This window comes from Klebsiella sp. GN_Kp190 (assembly GCF_040061795.1).
Lineage (GTDB): Bacteria > Pseudomonadota > Gammaproteobacteria > Enterobacterales > Enterobacteriaceae > Klebsiella > Klebsiella michiganensis.
Window position 1 is genome coordinate 25,686 of sequence record NZ_JBEAFN010000033.1, and the last position, 23,891, is coordinate 49,576.

The window sequence follows — 23,891 nt, forward strand, 5'->3', positions numbered from 1 at the left end:
GCTCCGCTTAACGATGGGTCTGGCGCAGACGCGCCTGCCAGAAGGAGAGGGCCAGCGCGACCACCAGAATCACGCCCACCAGCGCATCCTTCACCAGGTAGTTCAGCCCCATCAGGTTCAGGCCGTTATCAATAATCGCGAGAAACAGCACCCCGCCGAGGGTGCCGGCGATGCTGACCCGGCCCAGCCGGTTAAAGGCGGTGCCGATAAAGACCGCGGCGATGGCGTCCATCAGGTAGGCCTGGCCGGCCAGCGGCGTAAACTGGCGCAGGTTGGCGGAGAGAATGACGCCGCCGACGGCGCACAGCGCGGAGGCCGCCACCAGCACCCACAGCATGGTCCGGCGGTCGCGGATCCCGGCGATACGCGCCGCTTCGCCGTTCTGGCCGATAGCGCGCACGTACTTGCCAAACAGCGTGCGTTCGGTCAGCAGCCAGGCTACCAGCCACAGCGCCAGCACAATCACCACCGGCGTCGGAATACCGGCGATATTGCCGACCGCCAGATCGTGATACTCCGGCGCCATCCGGCGGTAGGAGATAGAGCCGCCGCCGTCGGTATAGATACGCTCGGCGCTGCTGGCGATAAACCAGGTGCCGAGGGTGGCGAGGAACGGACGAATCTGGCAGACAAGGATCAGAAAGGCGTTCAGCAGGCCGATAATCACCCCGCCGAGCAGCGCGCAGCCCACCGCCGCCTGCCACGGCAGGTGCCAGGTCTTCAGCGCCACCAGCGCAAAAGCGGCGCCGAAATCCAGCGCCACGCCGACGGAGAGGTCAATCGCCCCGGCGCTAACGATAAGGGTCATCGCCATCGCCACGATCAGCAGAATCGCGCTGCCCTGCAGCAAATTGGCCCAGTTATCGAAGGTCAGAAATACCGGGTTCGCCCAGCCGAACAGGGCAATCGCCAGCAGGGTAATGACGCCGAATCCTGCTCGCGATAGCCACGCCAGCGGACCGCTGCCGGTTTGCCCCGTTGAGGGGGTCTTGAGCGTCAGTTGGCTCATTAATGGCCTCCTTTATGTCTGACCGCCGAAGCTGCCAGCACCACGAGGATCAGGCCGCCTTTGATCGCGCCCATCCAGAAAATATTCACTCCCAGCAGGCCGAGCCCGTTAGAGAGCGCGTTGACCAGCACCGCGCCGAGCAGCGCCCCCCAGATGGTGACCACGCGCCGCCGCGAGAACGCCGCGCCGATAAAGGTCGCGAGGACGGTTTCCAGCAGCAGCGGCGTCGCCGTGCCGCTGGAGCTGCCTGAGCCCTGGCTGAGCAGCGGCAAAATCGCCAGGCCGGCGGCGATGCCCGCCAGCAGCCAGACGATAATGGTCAAACGGCGAACGTTGAGTCCGCTCATCTGCGCCATATCGCGGTTACCGCCCACCGCCTGTAAATGCTGGCCGAAGCGGGAGTGGTGGAGCAAAAACTGAAACAGCGCGAATACCGCCAGCAGATAGATCAGCGGCCAGGGAATGCCGAACAGATCGTTATCGCGAAAGGCCACCATCAGCGGGTCGCTCACCGCGATGCGCCGCTGGCCGGTCAGCAGGTCGGTCAGCCCGGTGAAGGCCACCGAAGTTGACAGGGTCGCCAGCAGCGGCGGCAGGCCCGCCGCCAGCACCAGCGTGGCGTTGACGGCGCCGCAGGCCAGGCTAACGGCGAGCAGCAGTAACAGCAGCGCCAGGTAAGGGGTGTTCCACTCCGCCATGCCGAGGCTGAGCAGCGCGACGCCGAGCACCGCGATGGCGGGCAGCGACAGGTCGATGCCGCCGGAGACCACATCATCGCCGCCGACGGCAATCACGCAGACCAGGCCGAAGCAGAGGATCGCCAGCGGCACGCTTTGCACCAGCATCATGCTGATATTTTGCCAGCTTAAAAAGAAAGGCGACTGCAGGCTGAGCCAGACCAGCAGCGCAAAAAAGAGAATCAGGGGAAATTTTTCGATAAGCGTCGTGATGCCCGGAAGGGGGCGGCGCTGGATACCTGCACTCATACCTGTTGTTCCTGTCCACCGTTAATCGTCACCAGCAGCGCGTCCAGCGTCAGCCCCCGGGTCGGGAGATTGGCCACCAGCTCGCCGCGCCACATCACCAGGATGCGGTCGCAAAGGCCCAGCAGCTCCGGCGCGTCGCTGGATGAGACCAGTACGCCGCGACCGCGATCCGCCAGCTCGCGGGTGCGCTGATAAATATCGCGGCGCGCGCCGATATCCACCCCGAGAGTGGGTTCATCAAGAATAAAAAGCCGCGCATCGGTGCCCAGCCAGCGGGCGAGAATCGCCTTTTGCTGGTTGCCGCCGCTCATAAAGCGCACCGGAAGCTCCGGACGGCCGGGGCGGATAGAGAGCTGGTCGATCCAGCTGCGCGCTTTTTCCAGCGCCCGGCCGCGGTGCTCCCAGCCGAAAGTGGCGGTCTCCGGTAGCGAGGCCAGATTGATATTGTCGGCGGTGGTGAAGGGGAGAATCAGCCCCTGATGGCGGCGGTCGCGCGGCACCAGGGCCAGTCCGGCCCGGGTTGCCTGATACGGCGTCCGCAGCCGCTTCGGCTGGCCGTCAACGCTTATCGTGCCGCTGCGGGCGCGGCGTAGCCCGTAAAGCAGATCGATCAGCACGTCGCGCCCGGCGCCCAGCAGTCCGGCGACGCCGACGATCTCTCCCGGCTGAATATCAAAGGTAATATCGCGTAACTGCTGCCCGTCGCTGAGATGGCGAACCGACAGTACCGGGGCAGCGGCATCGACCTGATGCGCGCTGCTCTGGCGCGGGGTATAGAGCTGTTCGATATCGCGGCCGACCATCATTTTGATCAGCGCGTCGGTATTCTGCAGAAGCGCCCGGTCGGGGTAGCCGACCACCTCGCCGTTACGTAGCACCGTGCCGCGATCGCAAAGGGCGGCGATTTCGTTGAGATAGTGGGAAATGTAGAGAATCGCGATCCCCTGTTCCCGCAGGCGCAGAATCGCGGAGGTGACCAGGCCGGCTTCCTGCGCTTCCAGCGGCGCGGTGGGTTCATCGAATACCACCAGCTTTGCCGCGCCGTCGATCAGCGCTCTGGCGATTTGCACCAGCTTGCGTTCGGCGAGGCTGAGGTCGCGGATCAGGCGGCGGGGATGAATATCCAGCTGCCAGCTGTCGCGGAAAAACGCCCGGGTGGCCGCGTTCATTCGCCGCCGGTCCAGCGCGCCCCAGCGGGTGCGGTACTCCTGGCCGAGAAACACCGATTCCGCCACCGTAAAGTGCGGGATCAGGTTGAGTTCCTGGTGAATAACGCGGATACCCAGCGCTTCAATCGCCGCGGGATTGCCGAGCGGCAGCGGCGCGCCGTCAAGGGTGGCGCTGCCGCTGTCGGCCCGGTAGACGCCCGCGAGGATTTTTATTAGCGTCGATTTTCCCGCGCCGTTCTCGCCGATCAGGCCGTGAATTTCACCGGGATTCAGAAGCAGCGTGACCGCATTTAATGCAGTCACGTTGGCAAAGCTTTTGCCGATCTGGTTCATCGCCAGACCAGCGGCGGGGTTAACCCCGCCGGAGGATGGAGTGATCACTGCAGTTCGCCATATCCCAGCTGTTTGTAGACCGCTTTTGCCTCCTGCGGGCCTTTCACCGGCACCACCGGAATAAAGGTCTGCAGGGGCAGCTTCTGTTTGTCGAAGTAGCGCGCGACGTTATCGGCGGAGGTCTGGCCGATCAGGTGCGGCTGCTGGGCGACGTTGGCGACGAACGGGCTGCCCGGCTCGGCCATGATCTCCAGGGTTTCCGGGCCGGCGTCGATCGCGGTGACCTTGACGTCTTTATCGCGGCCGGTCTCTTCCAGCGCCTGGACAATACCGATAGCCGGCTGATCCCAGCAGGCGACATGGATGGCGTCGAGTTTGCCTTTTGGATACTGGCTCAGCAGTTCGAGGGTTTTCTTACGCGCATCTTCCGGCGAGTTGGCAAACTGCTCGGCCAGCTCCGGTTGAATAATGTGAATATCCGGATAATCTTTGAGGACATATTTCCACTGGTCATAACGAATGCCGCAAATACGCAGGGAGCTGGAGAATGCGTTAAATACCGCAACGTTGCCTTTGCCGCCCAGTTCATCGGCCATATAGCGACCAATGGTCGATCCCAGGGTGTAGTTATCGGAGGTGGTGTTATTGACCGAATATTTTGAAACGTGGTCTACGGTAAATACCGGAATGCCGGCATCGCGTAGCGCTTTGAATTTAGGCTCAACGGCGCTGTCGCCCAGAATACTAATTACCGCATCGACCTTGCGCGACAGTAAAATATCGTGGTTATTCGCATGAACCTGGTTATCGCGGCCGCCATCGACGCCGATCACTTTACCCCCCAGTTTCTCTACCTCTTCGGTCGCACCCTTATAGGCTTCACGATCCCAGAAGTGCTGCGTCCCGACCACGGCGACGCCGATAGTTTTTCCCTGAAGTGATAAGGCATCCGCCGCCAGAGCGTTGACGGAGGCGAGCGAGAGCAGGCCCAGCGCGATGGGCAATAATTTCATTTTCTGCGACATTCTTATTATGGTCCTGTGATGGAGGTGGCTGTGCGGAGCAGTAGCATGACAACAACAGCCACACAATCTCAAATACAAAATATGTCTAAGTTATACCCGTTATACTTCAAGTTGCATGTGCGTTGGCTACGTGCGTTCACCCGAATCACTTACTTGAGTAAGTGATTCGGGACTCTCTTACTTGCCGCGTTACTCGGCCTGCGGCCTCACCCCTTACGGGGCCAGCGCAAGCGCTGTTCAAAGCGGTTAACCGTTTTGTCCTGAAACTTGAATTATTTAGGGCATATTAACGATGTTATATCGCAGATTTGCCTGAGGAAAACGTAAATTTGTTATCTGTAACCTGAAAATATTTCATGATGCAGCTTAATCCCTTTTTATTTTGTGGGCTTAATTTGCTTGCAACTCTTATTTATTCAAATAAAGATTGCTGCTTAATTAAAATTATTCTGTCGCTGTAATATATCGCATCCTGGAATGGCGTAGAGCTATTCTGCGTGGAAAATCCTTTCTCTGTAGCAGATTGTATGGTGATACGTATTTTATTCCCAGGATTCGCACGCTTTATTATGGCGGCCTTTATCGGGTGAGAAGAAAACAGGCAAGATGAAAAAACAACATAATCTGACCGTAATGCACTGGGGAACCTGGCAGGTCCAGGCCCGTGACGGCAACATTGAGGCGGTGACGCCGGTGCCCTGGGATAAAAATCCCTCACGTATTGGTCAGTCGCTCCCCGATGCGGTCACCAGCAAGACGCGCATTCACCGTCCGGCGGTGCGTGCGGGCTACCTGCAAAATGGCCCGGCTTCGCGCGAGGGGCGCGGCAAAGAGCCGTTTGTTGAGGTGAGCTGGGAGGTGGCGCTCGATTTACTGGCCCGCGAACTGAATTCGGTCAAAACGCGCTGCGGCAATGAGGCGATTTTCGGCGGCTCCTACGGCTGGGCCAGCGCCGGCCGTTTTCACCACGCGCAAAGTCAGCTGCACCGCTTCCTCAAGTGCTTCGGCGGCTATACCGCCAGCACCAACACCTACAGCAGCGCGGCGGGCGAGCGCATCCTGCCGCATATTCTCGGGCCGCTGAGCCCGCTGCACCGCCAGCATACCCACTTTTCCGAGCTGGCGCGCGAATGCCAGCTGTTTGTCGCATTCGGCGGCCTGCCGCTGCGTAATGCGCAGGTCAACGGCGGCGGCGCCAACGACCATATGCTGAAATACTGGCTGGAAAAGATGCAGGCGCAGGGGACGCGCTTTATCAATATCAGCCCGGTGCGTAATGACCTGAGCGCCGTGGAGAGCGCCGAGTGGCTCGCCGTCCGTCCGGGAACCGATACCGCGCTGCTGCTGGCGCTCTGTTATGTGCTGATTAATGAATCCCTCTACGACAGCGGTTTTATCGCCAGCCATACCGTGGGTTTCGCGCCCTATCGCGCCTACCTGATGGGGGAGAGCGATGGCGTCGCAAAAACGCCGGAGTGGGCGGCGGCAATAACCGGTATTGAGGCGCAGCGGATTGCCGCGCTGGCGCGCCAGATGGCCAGCCAGCGCACGATGGTCAATATCTCCTGGTCGATTCAGCGGGCGCGCCAGGGCGAGCAGGCCTACTGGGCGACGGTGGCGCTCACCGCGCTGCTGGGGCAAATCGGTACGCCGGGCGGCGGACTGGGGTTTGGCTACGCCTGCACCAATCTGGCGGGGGCGACGCGTAAGGCCTTTTCCGGGCCGCGCCTTCCCGCCGGAGAGAACGCGGTAAACCAGGTGATTCCGGTGGCGCGCCTTTCCGATATGCTGCTGCATCCGGGCGAGGCATACGAGTTTGACGGCCAGCATCTGCGCTATCCCGACATCCGCCTCGTCTACTGGGCCGGCGGCAACGCGTTTCATCATCATCAGGATATTAACCGCCTGTGTGAAGCCTGGCGGCGGCCGGAAACGGTGGTCGTTCATGAACAGTTCTGGACCGCGCAGGCCAAATTTTCCGATATCGTTCTGCCGGTCACCACGTCGCTGGAGCGGGAAGATATCGGCAGCGGCGGTCACGACGGTTTTATGATCGCCATGAGCGCGCAGATCCCGCCGGTGGGCGAAGCGCGCGATGATTACGCCATCTTCTGCGACCTTGCCGAGCGGCTGGGCTGCGGCGAGCGCTTTAGCGAGGGGCGTGACGCCGGGCAGTGGCTGCGGGAGATCTACGAAGCGTCGCGGCCGCGCGCGCGGGAAGAGGGGATCGCGCTGCCGTCGTTTGATGAATTCTGGCGGCAGGGGGTGCTGGAATACAGCGCGCCGGAGAAACCGCAGGTTTTCCTGGCGGATTTTCGCGCCGACCCGCAGCGCTATCCGCTCTCTACGCCTTCCGGCAAGATCGAACTTTTTTCCGAAACCATCGCCGGGTTTGGCTATCGCGAGTGTCCCGGCCACCCGTGGTGGGATGAGCAGGAGGCGGCCTGGCAGCGGCAGGAGGCGGCGCGCTGGCCGCTGCATCTGCTCTCCAGCCAGCCGCGCACCCGCCTGCACAGCCAGTACGATCACGGCAGCGTGAGCCGGGCGACGAAAATTCAGGGGCGCGAGCCGCTGTGGATGCATCCGCAGGATGCGCAGGCGCGGGGCATCAGCGAAGGCAGCGTGGTCAAGGTCTTTAACGCCCGGGGAGCGATTCTCGCCGGCGTGCATCTCAGCGAGCAGATTTTGCCGGGAGTGGTGCAGATGTCGACCGGCGCCTGGTACGATCCGCTGGACCCGAATGAAAAAGGCTCGCTGGATAAGCACGGCAATCCCAACGTGTTGACCGAAGATCGCGGCAGCTCGCGGCTGGGGCAGGGCTGCAGCGCCCAAAGCTGCTGGGTGGAGATTGCGCCGTGGAGGGACGCGCTGCCGCCGGTGACCGCTTTCGACCCGCCGAGGTTTATTGGCGCTTAGGCGCAGAGAATCGCCAGGCGGCGGCTGGCGCCTTGCCCGGCTTACAGGATCATCGCCGTTTGCGGGTCGGGTAGCCCGGACAGGCGCGTTACGCGCCGCCTCCGGGAAAGCGCCTTGAGAGTGATGATAAGCCTGTTCACCCGTTGAATCGCGGCGTTACGCCAGCCGCGGGTAGGCGCTGGCGATATCGTCGCCGGTAAACTGGGCAATCCAGCCTTCCGGGTTGTCGAAGATGCGGATGGCGGTGAAGTTGGGCTCCGAGCCCATATCAAACCAGTGCGGCGTGTGCGCCGGAACGGAAATCAGGTCGTTCTTTTCACAGAGCACCTGGAATACCTCGTCGCCAATATGCAGGCAAAACAGGCCGGCTCCCTCGACGAAGAAGCGCACTTCGTCTTCTCCGTGGGTATGCTCGTTGAGGAATTTTTCCCGCAGCGCCTCTTTCTGCGGATTATCCGCACGCAGGCTGATCACGTCCCAGCTCTGGTAACCCTTCTCAGCCACCAGCTTATCAATCGCATGCTGATAGGCGGCAATAACCGTTTCTGAAGCTGGCGCCGCGCCTAAATCGCGGTCGGCCTGCCAGCGCTCGAAGCGGACGCCTTTGGCGTTGAGCTGCTGCTGGATCTCTTCGGCGTTCGTGCTGTGCCAGAGAGAGTTTTGCGGGTCTTTCACGGAAAAAATGGTTAATGCGCTCATGCTGGGATCTGCTCCGGATGAATATCGTCAAAACGCTGAACCTGCGGATGGTGGCTGGCCGGGTCACGGTCGCCGCGCACCAGCTGTAGGGTGCGGAAGCCGGCCTCTTCGGCGGCATCCAGCTCCTGATGGATATCGGACAGGAACAGAATGGCGGCAGGAGGCTGTCCCAGCTGCTCAGCAATATTGCGGTAGGACTGCGCTTCGCGCTTGGCGCCTACCAGGGTATCGAAATAGCCGTTAAACAGATGAGTAATATCACCTTCGTCGCTGTAGCCAAATAACAATTTCTGCGCGGCGACAGAGCCTGAGGAATATACATATAAATCAATACCCTGTGACTTCCATTTTTCCAGCGACGGCAGGACGTCAGGATACAGGTGGCCGGTGAAGTCGCCATTGACGTAGCCTTCGCGCCAGATAATCCCCTGGAGCGCCTTGAGGGCGGTGGATTTGCGGTCTTCGTCCATAAAGGCGAACAGGGTAGCGATAAGCTGCTCGACGCTGGCCGCCGGTTGGGCGATCTCTTCGCGCAGGTTATCGAGAATGGTCTTTACCGGATCGACAAACTGCTGGGCGGTCACGAAGCCGGCCAGGCGTTCGCGAGCGTACGGGAACAGGACGTTGTGGACGAAGCGAATGTCGCTGGTGGTGCCTTCAATATCGGTCACGATAGCGCGGATCATGAGTTCTCCAGAGTGAGCGGTAGGTCGTGCTGACGGTGGCGTTGTGCTGCTCGCTGTTTTCCACTCATAAGCATAAGCGAAATAACATTATCATTTAGACGTCTAAGCGTCTTGATTGCCAAATATTAACATCGTGTTATAGTGGCTTCAACAACAGCATCACAGACGGTACAAAAAGAATGAGCAATAAGCCACTGATTCCTGAGAGTAAACTTCCTTCACTGGGCACCACGATCTTTACCCAAATGAGCGCTCTGGCCCAGCAGCATCAGGCGATTAACCTGTCGCAGGGGTTCCCGGATTTCGATGGTCCGCGCTATCTGCAGGAGCGTCTGGCGCATCACGTGGCGCAGGGGGCGAATCAGTACGCGCCGATGACCGGCGTGGCCGCGCTACGCGACGCCATCGTCGATAAAACGGAAGAGCTGTACGGCTACCGTCCCGATGCCAACAGCGACGTGACCGTTACCGCCGGCGCGACGGAAGCGCTCTATGCGGCGATTACCGCGCTGGTACGTTCCGGCGACGAAGTCATTTGCTTTGACCCTAGCTATGATAGCTACGCCCCGGCGATTGAGCTGTCGGGCGGCGTGCTGAAGCGCATTGCTCTCCAGCCGCCGCATTTTCGCGTTGACTGGCAGCAGTTCGCCGCGAGCCTCAGCGACAAAACCCGGCTGGTTATCCTCAATACGCCGCACAACCCGTCAGCGACGGTATGGCAGCGGGAAGATTTTGCCGCGCTGTGGCAGGCGATTGCCGATCGTGAAATCTATGTGCTGAGCGATGAGGTTTACGAACATATCTGCTTTGCCGCCGAAGGGCATGCCAGCGTGCTGGCGCATCCGCAGCTGCGCGAGCGGGCGGTGGCGGTCTCTTCGTTTGGCAAGACCTTTCATATGACCGGCTGGAAGGTGGGCTACTGCGTGGCGCCTGCCGCCATTAGCGCCGAGCTGCGTAAAGTGCATCAGTATCTGACTTTTGCCGTCAATACGCCCGCTCAGCTGGCGATTGCCGATATGCTGCGCAGCGAGCCAGAGCACTATCGCCAGCTGCCGGCGTTTTACCGCGAGCGGCGGGACCTGTTTATTGATGCGCTGCGCGCCAGCCGTCTGGAAATTTTGCCCTGCGAAGGGACCTACTTCCTGCTGGCGGACTACAGCGCGGTCTCCGATCTGGATGATGTCAACTTCTGCCGCTGGCTCACCACCGAGATCGGCGTCGCGGCGATCCCGCTGTCGGTGTTCTGCGCCGATCCGTTCCCGCATAAGCTGATACGCCTGTGCTTCGCCAAACAGCCAGCCACGCTGCTGGCTGCGGCGGAACGACTGTGTCGTCTGTAGTTATTTAACGGTCCACGCCTGAGAAAATTGACGGTCGCCGAACATCTCCACCAGGCCGTTGATTTGCTTCAGGCGCAATACTTCGTCTGAGTCCATCCCTAACTCTTTGCCGATTTTCTCGTCACACCAGCCGAGATGCGCCAGCTCCTGGACGATTTCCGACATCGCATGAATCTGATGACGTCCGCGCGCCCGGTTGTGGCGGATGGTGGCGGCCATCAGAGAATCACGCCCGGGGCTGCTCTTTTCCAGGCAGGTGACGGGAAGGTAGCCTTTCAGCCGTTTCTTCAGCGCCGCTCTGCCGCTCGCCAGCTCATGACGGTGAAAACCGTCGATAATGGAATAGCGCTCCTGATCCTGTTTCACTACCACAATGGGCTGCGTGAAGCCGTCCGTTTCCAGCGAGGTGAACAGCAGGCGTTTTTCCGGTGGAGCAAGGTTATTTGGGTTGTAATCATTAGGCAAAACGGCGTCCTGTTTTACCCACAATACGCAGTCAACCGGTTGTGATTTGAAGGGGCTATATTCATGCAGAATCTGGCGAAAGGCGTTAAGCGCAGTAATCTTTTCCTCTTCATCTTCCAGCGATTGTAGATAGCGTTCGAGATCCTGGATTAATTGTCGTTGCATAGTATTCCCCATTGCTGGCGCTTTTTATTCATCCGTTCGCGATAGCGTTTATATTGCGTCGCTTTGGTCGGGCTGAAAGAGAGCTGGCGGCACCAGTAATCATTGTTCAACAGAACCTTACAGATGCGCCGCCAGGACGGGACGTCTTTCGAGCCAATATCCGCCGGTTGCGTGTCCGGAATATCCATCATTCCCTTTTTTTGGTACCAGTGAAGATAGACGGCGATTTTATTGCGGTAATGTTCCGCCGTTTTCTCCGGCATGCTGTCGAGTAAAAACAGGGCGAAGCTTTTCCAGGTATGATGCGCGGGTTTATCCAGCTTACGATGGCCATAGAACTGATTATCGTGACCGGCGTAGACCCCGCCGCAGTGGACGCCGCTGACGCGCTGGCACATGACGGCCCAGCGTTCAGGCTCCAGCACATGGTAGAGCCACAGCCCCTGGCGCTGCTCCGGGCCAAAGGGTTCGCAGATACGCATATAGCGCAGCGGAACGCCCGCCTGATACATCAGGTTATAGAGCGGGTTGTAGGAAAGGCCGCTTTTACCGAACCAGGTCCAGATATCGGCGGTTTTCCAGTCGTAGATAGGGTAGATGTACCACGCGTGTCCGCCCGGCGCGGAGGTGGTCCAGGGTTTATCGTCGGCGAAGCGAAGCTTGCGCTGCGAGGAGATGGTGATAAACCGATTTAACGATTCATCGGCGCGGATGCCAATCATTATCGCCGCGGGACGATTTCGCGAAAACCAATCGGCAAATTCGCGAACGAACGTTTCAAAACTCATGCCCGATTGATAAAACGGGAAAAAGCCGGGATCGGTAATCGCGTCCTCTGGCGGTTGGCGCACCCAGCGCGCGCCGGGTTCCCAGCACTGCCATTCGGGATGATATTGGGTCAGAGAGTTCTGGGTGGTGAGAGGCAACGCGACCCAGAAAAATTGCTCAATAACGTCGCGATACTCTGCGCGCATCTTTTCACAATGCGCAATGGTGCAGGAGAACTGCGCTTCCCAGTCGACAAACAGGACGCAAATCTTTTTGCCTGTACGGCGGGCCTGCTGCGCCGTGAGATGCAGCATGGTTGTAGAATCTTTACCGCCAGAAAAAGAGACGCAAATACGGGAGAAGTTTTCCATTACCCATTCTATTCGCTGCTGACTGGCCTGCAGAACGGACTCGGGTAATGGAAGTTTTATAAAAGACACAGCCATTATTCCTTTAATTCTTAAAGATACTGTGTACTTATATCATATTTATTTCTTAATCAAGCGATTAGTTATCATTCATCAATTAAATCAAATGGCTTAAATTATTCAATAATATTATTCTTTTCGCACTCGTCGATAAAGTTTGCAAAGTTCGGGTCGTCAAGGTTTACCCGATTGTAAATCATATAAATAGCGATGGAGGGGATCTTAAATGGCGTCTCTATAATTTTAAATTTATTATGGAAACTGATGTGCTCTAAAATACAGGTAGGCACAAAACCAATAATATCAGTTTGCTGAATAACATTAAGGATAGCGGTGTATGAGTCGCTACTGAAAGAAATTTTTCTATCAGAAAGTATGCCGGCAGCCTGGCTTTGAAAAGACTTCGTTCCCTGATCGTTACAAATATAATAAGTAAAGCGCTCCTGCAGTATGGCTTTCGTCGTTGTTAGCAATGCCAGCCGTGGATGATTTTCGCTACAAACCAGTGAAATGTCCAGCTCCTGGATACGTTTACACACCGTGGCTCGCGATGACAGGGGGGTGGTGCTGAATATCAGGTCGGCTTTACGGTAGGCCAGCAGGCTTTCTACCGACTCTCCTGACGCCAGCAGGTCATGATGTTCAACGTGAAGGTTTGAATCATCTAATAACATATGGATCAGGCTGGTTGTTTTAGGGGTAATAAAAAGCTGCGGCGCATAAACAACCAGACGTTTCTTTAATTCAGAACGATTGGTGAGATAAATAGTTTGTTCTAATTGATTAAGATTTTTTTCAAGATGATGGTGGAGATTAACCCCGACGGTGGTAGGCGTAATTCCTTTACCTGAACGAACGAATAGCGGGTCATTCAGCTGGGTGCGTAGCCGCTGTAGCGACTGACTGACGGCAGAAGGCGTAATGAATAGCGTTTCCGCCGCTTTACTGATGCTCAAATGCTGGTAAATGCATTCGAAAATAACGAGTAGGTTCAGATCAAATTTCTTGAGATCGTAAAGATTAGCCATTATCAACGTCCTGTTAAGCTGGCGGTATGGAAAATAGGTGACTATATGTCTGTATTATATTCATTGTGTGAATATTTGTTTCTTATTATTTAATGCAGGCGCTGTTATTAAGTTTATCTAAATATATACCAGCGTTGCGCATTCTACCAGATCCTTTTGTGTACCGCTGAAGGCAGGGGAGGAGGTCATTTATAAATACTTATCTTGCCCCGCTTATCATCTGTAGTTTTTCTTTAAGGGGAAGCCCGAACGCTTGTTGAAGTCTATTGGGTTATTCATATTATAAATTACTGATCCGCGTGTGGCACTGAGGGTGTTCATCAACCGCGGGCGGTAATTAAATATTTTTATTCTCCGGCTTTCGCTGGTCCTGCGGGCAAGTATGGCAATTGGAAGAGCGGCAGTGGTGACCGTCTGCATCGCGCTAACGCGGGAAACATGTCAGAAAGAACGGGCGTTTCGACATGATGATGCCCGGTGAAAACACCGGGAAAAGTAGGGCTAGCGGTAAAACCTATTACAGCCATAGGTAAGACCTGCCGCCGCGCGGATTGCCCTTTCGTTCAGCGGGTGATGTAATCCCTTAGCTGTTACATTAAGGTGTAGAGCGCAACACACTGCCAGCTACTGGCGCTGAACCTACCTGCGGGTGTTTCAGGTAACGGGGCCGCCTGCTAGGGCGGCCTTTTTACTTTTCAGCGCATATAATGCGAAACGCGGTAGAAGATTGCCATCGCGTTGACAGGTTCACAAAGTTGTCTTGTTCCGGTTGTTAGATAACGCTTATTGATTCGATAATGCAAACGCATTGGTCGAGTCAGGAAAAATTCGTTAACTTAGACCTCAACGAAAACACGGAGGAAGTATAGATGTCCTTAATTAATACCAAAATCAAACCTTTCAAAAACCAGGCGTTCAAAAACGGTGAATTCATCGAAGTTACCGAGAAAGATACTGAAGGCCGCTGGAGCGTCTTCTTCTTCTACCCGGCTGACTTCACCTTCGTTTGCCCGACCGAACTGGGCGATGTGGCAGACCACTACGAAGAACTGCAGAAGCTGGGCGTAGACGTTTACTCCGTCTCTACCGACACTCACTTCACCCACAAAGCGTGGCACAGCAGCTCTGAAACCATCGCGAAAATCAAATACGCGATGATCGGCGACCCGACTGGCGCCCTGACCCGTAACTTCGACAACATGCGTGAAGATGAAGGCCTGGCAGATCGTGCCACCTTCGTTGTTGACCCGCAGGGTATCATCCAGGCTATCGAAGTTACCGCTGAAGGTATCGGCCGCGACGCGTCTGACCTGCTGCGTAAAATCAAAGCAGCTCAGTACGTAGCTTCTCACCCAGGCGAAGTTTGCCCGGCTAAATGGAAAGAAGGTGAAGCGACTCTGGCTCCATCTCTGGACCTGGTCGGCAAAATCTAAATTTCCATCGTCTTTCACGCCAACGCAGCTATGGCGTGAAAGACTTGGGAAATTATTTCAGTCATGGGCGCACCGGCGCCCATTTCATTCCAACACCATGATGCAAGCGTATTCAGGCTGCCCGGACGAGGCCGCTTGCATGATGATGTTTTAAGCCCAGGAGATAAAAATGCTCGACACCAACATGAAAACCCAGCTCAAGGCTTATCTTGAGAAGCTGACCAAACCTGTTGAGCTGATTGCCACGCTGGATGACGGCGCTAAATCGGCAGAAATCAGGGAACTGCTGGCTGAAATTGCTGAACTGTCAGATAAAGTTACCTTCAAAGAAGATAACGGCCTGGCGGTGCGTAAGCCGTCATTCCTGATTACCAATCCCGGCTCCAGCCAGGGGCCGCGCTTTGCCGGCTCTCCGCTGGGACATGAATTCACCTCTTTAGTTCTGGCTCTGCTGTGGACCGGCGGTCATCCGTCAAAAGAAGCGCAGACCCTGCTGGAGCAGATCCGCAATATCGACGGTGATTTTGAATTCGAAACCTACTATTCGCTTTCATGCCATAACTGCCCGGATGTGGTTCAGGCGCTGAACCTGATGGCGGTACTGAACCCGCGCATCAAGCACACGGCGATTGACGGCGGAACGTATCAGAATGAAATCACCGAACGCAACGTGATGGGCGTACCGGCGGTATTTATGAACGGTAAGGAATTTGGTCAGGGTCGCATGACGCTGACGGAAATCGTTGCCAAAGTGGATACCGGCGCGGAAAAACGCGCGGCGGAAGAGCTGAATAAACGTGAAGCCTATGATGTCTTAATCGTTGGCTCCGGCCCGTCCGGCGCAGCGGCAGCCGTTTACTCCGCGCGTAAAGGCATTCGTACCGGCCTGATGGGTGAACGCTTTGGCGGCCAGGTGCTGGATACCGTTGATATTGAAAACTATATTTCCGTACCCAAAACGGAAGGCCAGAAACTGGCTGGCGCATTAAAAGCGCACGTCAGCGAATACGATGTTGATGTGATCGATTCTCAGAGCGCCTCCAGACTGATCCCGGCGACGGTTGAAGGCGGCCTGCATCAGGTTGAGACCGCTTCCGGCGCGGTGCTGAAAGCGCGTAGCGTTATCATTGCCACTGGCGCGAAATGGCGTAACATGAACGTGCCGGGTGAGGATCAGTATCGTACCAAGGGCGTGACCTACTGCCCGCACTGCGACGGCCCGCTGTTTAAAGGCAAGCGCGTGGCGGTTATCGGCGGCGGTAACTCCGGTGTGGAAGCGGCAATCGATCTGGCTGGCGTTGTTGAACATGTTACTCTGCTGGAGTTCGCGCCGGAAATGAAGGCCGACCAGGTTCTGCAGGATAAAGTCCGCAGCCTGAAAAACGTCGATATCATTCTCAACGCGCAGACCACGGAAGTGGTGGGCGACGGTAGCAAAGTCACTGGCCTGCAGTACCGCGACCGCGTGAGCGGCGATGAGCATCATGTTGCGCTGTCGGGGATCTTCGTGCAGATCGGTCTGCTGCCGAATACCAACTGGCTGGAAGGCGCGATTGAGCGCAACCGCATGGGTGAAATCATCATTGATGCGAAATGTGAAACCAACGTGAAGGGCGTTTTCGCTGCCGGCGACTGCACGACCGTTCCGTACAAACAGATTATTATCGCCACCGGCGAAGGTGCGAAGGCGTCCTTGAGCTCGTTCGATTACCTGATTCGCACTAAGACTGCATAATTCATAATAAAGTAAGACTAAACCTGCACAGCAAAGAGGCTACCCTGGGGTAGCCTCTTTTTTTACCTTACTGCCGCTACCTGACCACCATCACCGGAATATGCGCATGGCGAATCACGCTTGAGGCGTTGGAACCCAGCAGATGGGTGCTGATTGAAGGGTTGCGGGAGCCTATCACCACCACATCGGCTTTAATTTCATTGGCCAGTTCATTGACCATATCGCGCACGTTGCCAAAGCGGACGTGCATTTTGATTCGCGACGGGTCAATGCTGAAATGGCCGGCCATCGTTTTCAGGCGCGTTTCTGCTTCATGCTGCAAATGCTCTTCAAAGCGGCGCAGATCGGCGGTAAAACGACTCATCGTGAAGCTTGATGAACCGGGCAGTACGTGGAGAAGATGGATAACCCCGTCCTGCTGGGCTAAAAACTCCGCATGGCGAACGGCTTTATCGCTTAACTCCATTTCAAAGACATCAACGGGCATAATGATGGTTTTATACATATGCATTCCTCCTTGTTCGTCTGCTTTTATATCAACACATTATAGGAAAGTATTGTGCCATTCAGGTCGCAAAATTGTCAGAACGGTACGAGGGCGGCGTAAAAGTTTGTCAAAAGAGAGGAGAAGAGCGAAAGATGCAGAAAGAGGATGCAGTAACATCCTCTGGATAAAGCGCGAAACGCTTCAGGCAGCGGGGAGATTAACGGTGGAAATCGCCAGCGGCCTCCGGCTGATACAGCAATTCCAGCACTTCAAGGTGCGTTGAGGTGCCGCCCGGTAATTCCCAGTGAATGGTGCTGCCGACTTTGAGGCCCAGCAGGGCTGCGCCAACCGGCGCCATCACCGAAAGCTGGGTGGCGCTATCCGTGACCTGCGCCGGGAAAACCAGCGTGCGGATGCGCTCTTCACCGGTGGTTAAATCGCGAAATCTGACCTGGCTATTCATGCTGACAACATCATGCGGCATGGCTTCCGGGGCCAGCATCTGCGCGCGGTCGAGCTCGTCATTCAGCGCGTCCGCTACCGGTGAGTTGGCGAAAGCCGGTTGTTCCAGCAGCCTGTCGATGCGTTCTGCATCCAGTTCATTAATGATAATTGCGGGTCTGGTCATCTCATACTCCATGTTATCCAGGAACCTGTCCGTAAAAGAAAACCCTCACCGAAAATGGCAAGGGTTAATGTCCTCTCATCATACTGAGACTTGCTGGTGGTTTGAAGTGATTAAACGCACATTCATCAACGAACCATAGCGAAGTTGTATGAAATCTAGCCGGCTTTATCCAGCAGAAATTGCTTACCGCAGTTCCCCGGATGGGGTTGGGGTAAGAATGAATCAGCGGAGAGAGGGGCATTAATGGCCGCGGCTTTGATGGAGATTTGCATCTCAGTCAGATAGGCGGGGTTGCCGTTGCAGGTTAACTTGAAAGCCCTGACGTTCTGTTTTCCATAGGCTTCAGCAACCGCGGCGTTGAAGTCATCCCGGCTAACGGTTTGCCCATAGTGCCTGGCCAGGAAAGCGCCCAGATGGCTCTGTTTGATCTCGCCGTTCAGGCGCACCATGGTGCCGAAATAGTTGTCAGGATCGAAACCAAAGCAAACGCCATGCTTGGCGTATTCATAACGTTCGAGACATGAGTTACCGCCCGAACCCGGCATCACGCCGTTAAGCTTATTGGCCATTTCCAGCGAGAGCCCGGTTTCAGCCGCCCGACATTTTTGCCCGGCTTTTGCTTCCGGCATATTGGGAACAGGGCGGGTCGCACAGCCAAAGCGCATCCAGCGGCGCTCGTCCACCCCGCGCACGGCAATAGATTTTGGCAGGCTCGGCCACAGGCCGTGAACGGTGAGAAAATCGGCTTTATTGCTGAGTTCCTGCTGCAGGCGGCACTCTTCCGGTTCGCTGCGGTTTCGGTCTTGCATACTTTGGCAGAACCCCGTTTGCCAGGAGAGAGCCAGCACGTAGCGGTCAAAATCACCGTATTGCGTGGCGATCAGCGGATCTGCGCTGACCTGGGCGGCGCTGAGCAAAAGGGCAATGGCAACGAAATCCTTCCTGAACATTTTTATTCCTGATGACAAATGGTCATTGATAACATTGAGTTATTAAAGCATAAAAAAGGCGCCAACAGGCGCCTTTTCACACGGTTTCAGCGTTAGCGGATTGCGCTGCCGGGAACCAGAACTTCGGTGGCGATAATCACCACTAACAAACCAACCAGCACCGGGACAGAGGTCCGTTTCACCACTTCGAACGGCGAAATTTTTGCCATCCCGGCCACGGCGACCACCACGCCGGAGACCGGAGAAATGGTTCGGCCAAGGTTAGATGCCTGCAGCATCGGGATCGAGAGATAAGCCGGATTGATGCCGGAAGAGTGCGCCAGCTTCGGGATCATCTCAACGAAAGCATAGAAGGGGGCGTTACCGGAACCGGTGGTCATCGCCGCCAGCATGGTCAGAATGACCAGCACCAGCATCAGAATGATACTGGCGGAGCCGAACGACGTGGCGATAGAGATCAGACCGTTAATAAAGCCAATGGTACTCAGACCCTGAGCAAAGACGCCGGCGGCTACCAGCAGCATCACCACACCGGCAAACGCGTCAGCCATGCCGCGATACGCCGCTTCCAGGCCATTGAACACATTTTTGGTGTTAAAGCCGCGGCAGAATTCCAGAACCGCCGCCAGCAGCATGCAGAGCACAAGAATGGTGATGATGTGCAGCTCCGGGCCCCATTTTCCGTCGAAAATCAGTACGCCGATTATCGGCGTAAACGGCAGAATGGCGTAGAAAGCGGGGGCGGTCGTGGTTATCTCGTTTACATCGAGCATTTCATGGGCGACGTTTTCTTTTTTATCCAGGTAGCGCTGCCAGAAAAAGTGAGCGATCGCCATGCTGATAATGGCCACAATAGAAATAGGCAGCGTGGTTTTAAAGGCAAAGTCAATCAGCGGCATTTCGGCGGCTTTGGCGGCCAGCACGACATCCCCGGAAGTGGGGGAGAGAATAATCGCCGCCGGAGAAGCGCAGATAGCGGCGGCAGCGCCGCGGCTGATGCCCACATTGACCATCACCGGGAACAGTGTCGCCATCAGCAGTACTCCCAGACCGGTAGCGGAGGAGACGGCCAGCGACATCAGGCAGGCAACGAAATAAGCGGCGATCATCAGTAGATAGGGGGAGTTAATGAAGCGCAGCGGTTTTGACGCCAGCTTCACCACCATGTCATTGGCGCCGATGTGCGTCATATAAGTCGCGAAACCGCAGAGCATCATGATCATCATGCCGAGGTCGCCGCCGCGGCTCATCAGCAGTATCTTAATATATTCAACGATATCGGTTGCTGAATAACCGGTGCTCTTTGCGTCGCCTGGTAAAACCTTATGCCCCATCAGCGCGCTGGCGATGAGTAATACTAAGCCACCGACGAACAGCACGCCGGTGGCGGAATAGCCTTTAATGATATAGCGGGCGACGCCCACAATGACCACAATCCCAATCAGGATCTCTACTAGCGTAAGCATTCTTTTACCCTTAAACCATTAACCCAAAGAATCTACTAATAAATGAAGCGAAGAAAAAATTTAGTGAGGGAATGTGCCTAAAAAACGGGCAAAACTCGCTGACGCAAATCAATAAATCGATGAGAATCCCTGTCAGGCAGTAACATGCCCGCCCGGTCAAAGCCTGGACGCGAGAGATTTTCAGATTTTTTGCACCGGATAAATCAAGAGTTTGCCTAATACCGTTAAGGTAGTATTAAGATTATCTTTGTTATCTTACTCCGCTTTAAAAATGATACTGGTAAGAGAAAAGTGTAATGCGACGTCGATTTATAGGGTTGTTTCTGGGATGCCTGGGCCTGCTGCTATCATCCACCTCCGCTAATGCATCGTTTAGTTCGACGCTTCGCGACGGCTACAATACGCTGAGCGATAACGTCGCGCAGACCTGGAGTGAGCCTGAGCACTATGATCTTTATATCCCCGCGGTGACCTGGCACGCCCGTTTCGCCTATGACAAAGAGAAAACGGACCGCTACAACGAACGTCCCTGGGGCGCCGGCTTCGGCGTCTCGCGCTGGGATGATAAAGGGAACTGGCATGGCATCTATTTGATGGCCTTTAAAGACTCTTATAATAAGTGGGAGCCTATCGGCGGCTATGGCTGGGAGAAAACCTGGCGTCCCTTAGCAGACGATAATTTCCATCTGGGTTTAGGCTATACGCTTGGCGTGACGGCGCGCGATAACTGGAACTACATCCCGATTCCGGTCGTGCTGCCTCTGGCTTCTATCGGTTACGGCCCGGCCACGTTCCAGATGACCTATATCCCGGGCACCTATAACAACGGAAACGTTTACTTTGCCTGGGCGCGCATTCAGTTTTGATGCGATTTTTTATAGCAATAAAAGAGATAAGCGGACTGTCTTGTTGAAAAACAATGACTAACGTGAGCCCGGTGCAAAAAGATAGAGACTTTTATCACTTTTTAGCAAAGTTGCGCTGGACAAAAGGTACCACAATTGGTGTACTGATACCCGACACAGTATTAGTGTCGATTTTTTCATATAAAGGTAATTTTGATGTCTAAGATTAAAGGTAACGTTAAGTGGTTTAATGAGTCCAAAGGATTCGGTTTCATTACTCCGGAAGATGGCAGCAAAGATGTATTCGTACATTTCTCTGCAATCCAGTCCAACGGTTTCAAAACTCTGGCTGAAGGTCAGCGCGTAGAGTTCGAAATCACTAACGGTGCCAAAGGCCCTTCTGCTGCAAACGTAATGCCTATCTAAGCAACGCGTCAGTAGAATATAAAAACCCGCTCATGGCGGGTTTTTTTTTGCCTGCGGTCAGGGGCTAGCGGCTGGCCGCATGTGAAAACAGCCAGAACGCGGTGGCCGTCATGGCAAATGAGCCTAACAAGTTGACCAGTACGTTGAGTAACGCCCAGCTAAAGCGCCCCTGCTGGAGTAGAAACACCACTTCGGCGGAAAACGTGGAGAAGGTGGTCAGCCCGCCGCAAAAGCCGGTGGTGATAAGCAGCTTCCACATCGGATCGATATCCGTCAGGCGGTTAAACCATGCCAGCCCTGCGCCGATAATAAAAGCGCCCAGCAGGTTAGCGGTGAGCGTACCAATGGGGATAGCATGATGCATAGGGTTAAACTTCATACCCAGCCACCAGCGCAAAACGCTGCCGGTGCCGCCGCCAAGAAACACAGCCAAAAGGAGTTGCAACACGGTCATTCCCTGTTTATTGATCGAGACTAAACTTCGAGTGTAGCGCGCGAAAGACCTCACTGGCTATGACTAACCTGACGGGAGAGAAAAGATGCTTGTTGCTGCCGGACAATTTGCCGTAACGCCGGACTGGACGGAAAACGCGCAGACCTGCGTGAGCATGATGCGTCAGGCCGCGGAGCGGGGGGCTGCGCTTCTGGTTCTCCCGGAAGCGCTGCTGGCGCGAGACGATAGCGATGCGGACTTATCGGTTAAATCCGCCCAGCGCCTTGATGGCGGCTTTCTACGGCTCTTGCTGGCAGAGAGCGAAAACAGCGCGTTGACGACGGTGCTGACCCTGCATATTCCTTCCGGCGAAGGACGGGCAGCGAATACGCTGGTGGCGCTACGTCAGGGCAAGATTATTGCGCAATATCAGAAACTGCATCTGTATGATGCTTTCAATATTCAGGAGTCCCGGCTGGTCGATGCCGGGCGGCAGATTCCGCCGCTTATCGAGGTGGATGGGATGCGCGTCGGGCTGATGACCTGCTACGATTTACGTTTCCCTGAGCTGGCGCTGTCGTTAGCGCTCAGCGGTGCGCAGCTCATCGTGTTGCCCGCCGCGTGGGTAAAAGGGCCGCTGAAGGAGCACCACTGGGCGACGCTATTGGCGGCGCGGGCCCTGGATACTACCTGTTATATTGTCGCCGCCGGGGAGTGCGGGACGCGTAATATCGGCCAGAGTCGTATTGTCGATCCCTTAGGAACAACGCTTGCCGGGGCAGGAGAGCGGCCGCAGTTGATTTTTGCCGAACTTTCAGCTGATTATATTCAGCAGGTACGCGAGCGTCTGCCGGTGTTGCAGAATCGCCGCTTTGCGCCACCGCAATTATTATGACGTTTTTTTAAACAAGGCTTGATTCACCTTGTTACAGATTGCTATTGTGTCCGCGCGTCAAATAGCCGTTAATTGTATGCGTGTATGATGGCGTATTCGCAGCTTGTATTAGAGAAGAAGGTTAGCTATGGGTGAGATTAGTATTACCAAACTGCTGGTAGTCGCAGCGCTGATTATCCTGGTGTTTGGTACCAAAAAGTTACGCACGCTGGGTGGAGACCTGGGCTCGGCTATCAAAGGCTTTAAAAAAGCCATGAACGATGACGATGACAGTGCGAAAAAGACCAGTGCTGAAGAAGCGCCGGCACAGAAGCTCTCTCATAAAGAGTAATTCGCGACGAGTTTCCTGAACGAGGGGGCTCGCTACCGGCGGGGATAAACCGCGTCGGCAAAGAGGCTGCAGCGATAGCGCTGCGGCCTCTTTTGTTATTTGCACTGGGTTTTGACGAAAAAGATGCAACCAACTGTTACCGGGGTGGGATTTTTAGCGGGTAACGAAACGCATCGGCAGAACGGACCGCTGCGCTAAAAATATAACGCCGCGGTCGAGGCAGAGATTACTTCACTTCCATGCCTTTGGCCTGTAGATCGGCATGATAGGAGGAACGAACGAACGGCCCGCAGGCAGCATGGGTAAAGCCCATGGCCATCGCTTCGGCTTTCATCTCTTCGAACTCATCCGGGCTGACGTAGCGCTGTACCGGCAGGTGGTGGCGGCTCGGCTGTAAATACTGGCCTAACGTCAGCATGGTGACGCCGTGGCGGCGCAGATCGCGCATCACTTCTACGATTTCAGCATTGGTTTCGCCTAAACCCACCATCAGGCCCGATTTCGTCGGGATCTCCGGGTGGGCTTCTTTAAAACGTTCCAGCAGCTTCAGGGACCAGTTGTAGTCGGCCCCCGGGCGGACCTGGCGATACAGGCGCGGCACGTTTTCCAGGTTATGGTTAAACACGTCCGGCGGCGTCGCCTGAAGGATTTCCAGCGCACGATCCATACGGCCGCGGAAGTCCGGCACCAGGGTTTCAATTTTAATCGTCGGGCTTTTTTCGCGAATCGCGCTGATGCAGTCGGCAAAGTGTTGAGCGCCGCCATCGCGCAGATCGTCGCGATCCACGGAGGTCACCACCACATAGCGCAGCGCCATATCGGCGATGGTTTGCGCCAGCTTTTGCGGTTCGTTGGCGTCCGGCGTCACCGGGCGACCGTGGGCAACATCGCAGAACGGGCAACGACGGGTACAGATGGCGCCCAGGATCATAAAGGTTGCCGTTCCGTGGTTAAAACATTCCGCGAGGTTAGGGCAAGAGGCTTCTTCGCACACGGAGTGCAGGCCGTTCTTACGCATCGCTGCCTTGATCCCCTGGATACGGGACGAGTCAGCCGGAAGTTTGATTTTCATCCATTCCGGTTTTCTGAGCAGAGCTTCACGCTCAGTTGCCACGTTTTTCACCGGGATAAGGGCCATTTTATCGGCATCGCGGTATTTTACACCGCGTTCCATCACAATGGGTTTACTCATAGCGTGCGTGTTCCAGTTGCGAGTGACGAAGGAAAGCGAATCAATTCAAGTAA

Annotated in this window: 23 protein-coding genes; 8 read left to right on the forward strand and 15 right to left on the reverse strand. The window is 55.8% G+C overall.

Going from position 1 to position 23,891, the window contains the following annotated elements:
* Positions 1–7: 7 nt before the first annotated feature.
* The 4 genes from ABLU67_RS20570 to ABLU67_RS20585 are packed head-to-tail and all read right to left on the reverse strand — an operon-like array spanning position 8 to position 4,522.
* Positions 8–1,009 (reverse strand): ABC transporter permease, encoded by a 1,002-nt coding sequence (locus ABLU67_RS20570; protein ID WP_004848729.1) that lies wholly within the window; start codon positions 1,007–1,009, stop codon positions 8–10.
* A complete protein-coding gene (locus ABLU67_RS20575) occupies positions 1,009–1,995 on the reverse strand; it encodes an ABC transporter permease (protein ID WP_102803492.1) in 987 nt (328 codons plus the stop codon). Before ABLU67_RS20575 ends, ABLU67_RS20570 begins: the two co-directional genes overlap by 1 nt.
* Complete coding sequence (locus ABLU67_RS20580; protein ID WP_047725149.1) at positions 1,992–3,497, reverse strand: sugar ABC transporter ATP-binding protein; 1,506 nt, start codon at positions 3,495–3,497, stop codon at positions 1,992–1,994. The genes ABLU67_RS20575 and ABLU67_RS20580 overlap by 4 nt, the downstream gene beginning before the upstream one ends.
* A 44-nt stretch (positions 3,498–3,541) precedes the next feature.
* Positions 3,542–4,522: a sugar ABC transporter substrate-binding protein gene (locus tag ABLU67_RS20585; protein ID WP_004848735.1), complete on the reverse strand. Its 981-nt coding sequence runs from the start codon at positions 4,520–4,522 to the stop codon at positions 3,542–3,544.
* 606 nt (positions 4,523–5,128) lie between these two features.
* On the opposite strand from ABLU67_RS20585, the gene ABLU67_RS20590 reads away from it, so the two are divergent.
* Positions 5,129–7,438, forward strand: a complete 2,310-nt coding sequence (locus ABLU67_RS20590; RefSeq protein WP_348852518.1) for a molybdopterin-dependent oxidoreductase — start codon at positions 5,129–5,131, stop codon at positions 7,436–7,438.
* Between the two features lie 156 nt (positions 7,439–7,594).
* On the opposite strand, the gene ABLU67_RS20595 is transcribed toward ABLU67_RS20590, so the two are convergent.
* Together ABLU67_RS20595 and mtnC are read right to left on the reverse strand one after the other, a co-directional pair.
* Entirely contained in the window at positions 7,595–8,137 is a 543-nt protein-coding gene (locus ABLU67_RS20595; protein WP_004848741.1) for an acireductone dioxygenase, read from the reverse strand.
* Positions 8,134–8,823: an acireductone synthase gene (mtnC, locus tag ABLU67_RS20600; protein WP_014837800.1), complete on the reverse strand. Its 690-nt coding sequence runs from the start codon at positions 8,821–8,823 to the stop codon at positions 8,134–8,136. The genes ABLU67_RS20595 and mtnC overlap by 4 nt, the downstream gene beginning before the upstream one ends.
* A gap of 194 nt (positions 8,824–9,017) precedes the next feature.
* On the opposite strand from mtnC, the gene ABLU67_RS20605 reads away from it, so the two are divergent.
* Positions 9,018–10,163, forward strand: coding sequence for a pyridoxal phosphate-dependent aminotransferase (locus ABLU67_RS20605; protein ID WP_163520840.1), 1,146 nt, complete (start codon positions 9,018–9,020; stop codon positions 10,161–10,163).
* Here ABLU67_RS20605 and ABLU67_RS20610 read toward each other — a convergent pair whose 3' ends face one another.
* From ABLU67_RS20610 to ABLU67_RS20620, 3 genes are all read right to left on the reverse strand, one after another.
* Positions 10,164–10,793, reverse strand: coding sequence for a ParB/RepB/Spo0J family partition protein (locus tag ABLU67_RS20610; RefSeq protein WP_047724253.1), 630 nt, complete (start codon positions 10,791–10,793; stop codon positions 10,164–10,166).
* Complete coding sequence (locus tag ABLU67_RS20615) at positions 10,778–12,001, reverse strand: DUF3440 domain-containing protein (RefSeq protein WP_224385070.1); 1,224 nt, start codon at positions 11,999–12,001, stop codon at positions 10,778–10,780. Before ABLU67_RS20615 ends, ABLU67_RS20610 begins: the two co-directional genes overlap by 16 nt.
* 104 nt (positions 12,002–12,105) lie before the next feature.
* Positions 12,106–13,017 carry a LysR family transcriptional regulator gene (locus ABLU67_RS20620; RefSeq protein ID WP_048261238.1) on the reverse strand — a complete coding sequence of 304 codons (912 nt, stop codon included), beginning with the start codon at positions 13,015–13,017 and terminating at the stop codon, positions 12,106–12,108.
* An 869-nt stretch (positions 13,018–13,886) separates the two neighbouring features.
* Between ABLU67_RS20620 and ahpC the strand changes: the two genes are divergently transcribed.
* Both ahpC and ahpF read left to right on the forward strand, forming a co-directional pair.
* Entirely contained in the window at positions 13,887–14,450 is a 564-nt protein-coding gene (ahpC, locus tag ABLU67_RS20625; RefSeq protein WP_002894394.1) for an alkyl hydroperoxide reductase subunit C, read from the forward strand.
* 169 nt (positions 14,451–14,619) lie between these two features.
* Positions 14,620–16,185, forward strand: a complete 1,566-nt coding sequence (gene ahpF, locus ABLU67_RS20630) for an alkyl hydroperoxide reductase subunit F (RefSeq protein WP_004848755.1) — start codon at positions 14,620–14,622, stop codon at positions 16,183–16,185.
* A gap of 76 nt (positions 16,186–16,261) precedes the next feature.
* On the opposite strand, the gene uspG is transcribed toward ahpF, so the two are convergent.
* The 4 genes from uspG to dcuC all read right to left on the reverse strand — a co-directional run bounded on the left by uspG (position 16,262) and on the right by dcuC (position 19,716).
* Positions 16,262–16,690, reverse strand: a complete 429-nt coding sequence (gene uspG, locus ABLU67_RS20635; protein ID WP_004100140.1) for a universal stress protein UspG — start codon at positions 16,688–16,690, stop codon at positions 16,262–16,264.
* Positions 16,691–16,889: 199 nt separating this feature from the next.
* Positions 16,890–17,300 (reverse strand): nucleoside diphosphate kinase regulator, encoded by a 411-nt coding sequence (gene rnk / locus ABLU67_RS20640; RefSeq protein WP_032748687.1) that lies wholly within the window; start codon positions 17,298–17,300, stop codon positions 16,890–16,892.
* Positions 17,301–17,455: 155 nt separating this feature from the next.
* Complete coding sequence (gene rna / locus ABLU67_RS20645; protein WP_049084005.1) at positions 17,456–18,250, reverse strand: ribonuclease I; 795 nt, start codon at positions 18,248–18,250, stop codon at positions 17,456–17,458.
* Positions 18,251–18,342: 92 nt separating this feature from the next.
* Complete coding sequence (gene dcuC / locus ABLU67_RS20650; protein ID WP_014228392.1) at positions 18,343–19,716, reverse strand: anaerobic C4-dicarboxylate transporter DcuC; 1,374 nt, start codon at positions 19,714–19,716, stop codon at positions 18,343–18,345.
* Between the two features lie 296 nt (positions 19,717–20,012).
* Here dcuC and pagP point away from each other — a divergent pair, with 296 nt between their 5' ends.
* Together pagP and cspE are read left to right on the forward strand one after the other, a co-directional pair.
* Positions 20,013–20,582 (forward strand): lipid IV(A) palmitoyltransferase PagP, encoded by a 570-nt coding sequence (gene pagP, locus ABLU67_RS20655; RefSeq protein WP_049084006.1) that lies wholly within the window; start codon positions 20,013–20,015, stop codon positions 20,580–20,582.
* Positions 20,583–20,777: 195 nt separating this feature from the next.
* Positions 20,778–20,987, forward strand: a complete 210-nt coding sequence (gene cspE / locus ABLU67_RS20660; protein ID WP_004100146.1) for a transcription antiterminator/RNA stability regulator CspE — start codon at positions 20,778–20,780, stop codon at positions 20,985–20,987.
* Positions 20,988–21,051: 64 nt separating this feature from the next.
* On the opposite strand, the gene crcB is transcribed toward cspE, so the two are convergent.
* Positions 21,052–21,435: a fluoride efflux transporter CrcB gene (crcB, locus tag ABLU67_RS20665; protein WP_025106403.1), complete on the reverse strand. Its 384-nt coding sequence runs from the start codon at positions 21,433–21,435 to the stop codon at positions 21,052–21,054.
* Between the two features lie 91 nt (positions 21,436–21,526).
* Here crcB and ABLU67_RS20670 point away from each other — a divergent pair, with 91 nt between their 5' ends.
* Positions 21,527–22,315 (forward strand): deaminated glutathione amidase, encoded by a 789-nt coding sequence (locus tag ABLU67_RS20670; RefSeq protein WP_049079604.1) that lies wholly within the window; start codon positions 21,527–21,529, stop codon positions 22,313–22,315.
* A gap of 127 nt (positions 22,316–22,442) precedes the next feature.
* On the forward strand, positions 22,443–22,646 hold the full coding sequence (gene tatE / locus ABLU67_RS20675; protein ID WP_004130411.1) for a twin-arginine translocase subunit TatE: 204 nt from the start codon (positions 22,443–22,445) through the stop codon (positions 22,644–22,646).
* A gap of 226 nt (positions 22,647–22,872) precedes the next feature.
* On the opposite strand, the gene lipA is transcribed toward tatE, so the two are convergent.
* Positions 22,873–23,838, reverse strand: coding sequence for a lipoyl synthase (gene lipA, locus ABLU67_RS20680; protein ID WP_004848774.1), 966 nt, complete (start codon positions 23,836–23,838; stop codon positions 22,873–22,875).
* Positions 23,839–23,891 lie beyond the last annotated feature (53 nt).

Bases quoted from the DNA above. Each gene is read 5' to 3' on its own strand.
- tatE (WP_004130411.1), top strand. From the start codon at position 22,443: ATGGGTGAGATTAGTATTACCAAACTGCTGGTAGTCGCAGCGCTGATT.
- mtnC (WP_014837800.1), bottom strand. From the start codon at position 8,823: ATGATCCGCGCTATCGTGACCGATATTGAAGGCACCACCAGCGACATT.
- ahpC (WP_002894394.1), top strand. From the start codon at position 13,887: ATGTCCTTAATTAATACCAAAATCAAACCTTTCAAAAACCAGGCGTTC.
- cspE (WP_004100146.1), top strand. From the start codon at position 20,778: ATGTCTAAGATTAAAGGTAACGTTAAGTGGTTTAATGAGTCCAAAGGA.
- ABLU67_RS20620 (WP_048261238.1), bottom strand. From the start codon at position 13,017: ATGGCTAATCTTTACGATCTCAAGAAATTTGATCTGAACCTACTCGTT.
- ABLU67_RS20580 (WP_047725149.1), bottom strand. From the start codon at position 3,497: ATGAACCAGATCGGCAAAAGCTTTGCCAACGTGACTGCATTAAATGCG.
- ABLU67_RS20575 (WP_102803492.1), bottom strand. From the start codon at position 1,995: ATGAGTGCAGGTATCCAGCGCCGCCCCCTTCCGGGCATCACGACGCTT.
- lipA (WP_004848774.1), bottom strand. From the start codon at position 23,838: ATGAGTAAACCCATTGTGATGGAACGCGGTGTAAAATACCGCGATGCC.
- ABLU67_RS20585 (WP_004848735.1), bottom strand. From the start codon at position 4,522: ATGTCGCAGAAAATGAAATTATTGCCCATCGCGCTGGGCCTGCTCTCG.
- ABLU67_RS20610 (WP_047724253.1), bottom strand. From the start codon at position 10,793: ATGCAACGACAATTAATCCAGGATCTCGAACGCTATCTACAATCGCTG.
- ABLU67_RS20570 (WP_004848729.1), bottom strand. From the start codon at position 1,009: ATGAGCCAACTGACGCTCAAGACCCCCTCAACGGGGCAAACCGGCAGC.
- ABLU67_RS20670 (WP_049079604.1), top strand. From the start codon at position 21,527: ATGCTTGTTGCTGCCGGACAATTTGCCGTAACGCCGGACTGGACGGAA.
- ahpF (WP_004848755.1), top strand. From the start codon at position 14,620: ATGCTCGACACCAACATGAAAACCCAGCTCAAGGCTTATCTTGAGAAG.
- pagP (WP_049084006.1), top strand. From the start codon at position 20,013: ATGCGACGTCGATTTATAGGGTTGTTTCTGGGATGCCTGGGCCTGCTG.
- ABLU67_RS20595 (WP_004848741.1), bottom strand. From the start codon at position 8,137: ATGAGCGCATTAACCATTTTTTCCGTGAAAGACCCGCAAAACTCTCTC.
- dcuC (WP_014228392.1), bottom strand. From the start codon at position 19,716: ATGCTTACGCTAGTAGAGATCCTGATTGGGATTGTGGTCATTGTGGGC.
- uspG (WP_004100140.1), bottom strand. From the start codon at position 16,690: ATGTATAAAACCATCATTATGCCCGTTGATGTCTTTGAAATGGAGTTA.
- rna (WP_049084005.1), bottom strand. From the start codon at position 18,250: ATGTTCAGGAAGGATTTCGTTGCCATTGCCCTTTTGCTCAGCGCCGCC.
- rnk (WP_032748687.1), bottom strand. From the start codon at position 17,300: ATGACCAGACCCGCAATTATCATTAATGAACTGGATGCAGAACGCATC.
- ABLU67_RS20590 (WP_348852518.1), top strand. From the start codon at position 5,129: ATGAAAAAACAACATAATCTGACCGTAATGCACTGGGGAACCTGGCAG.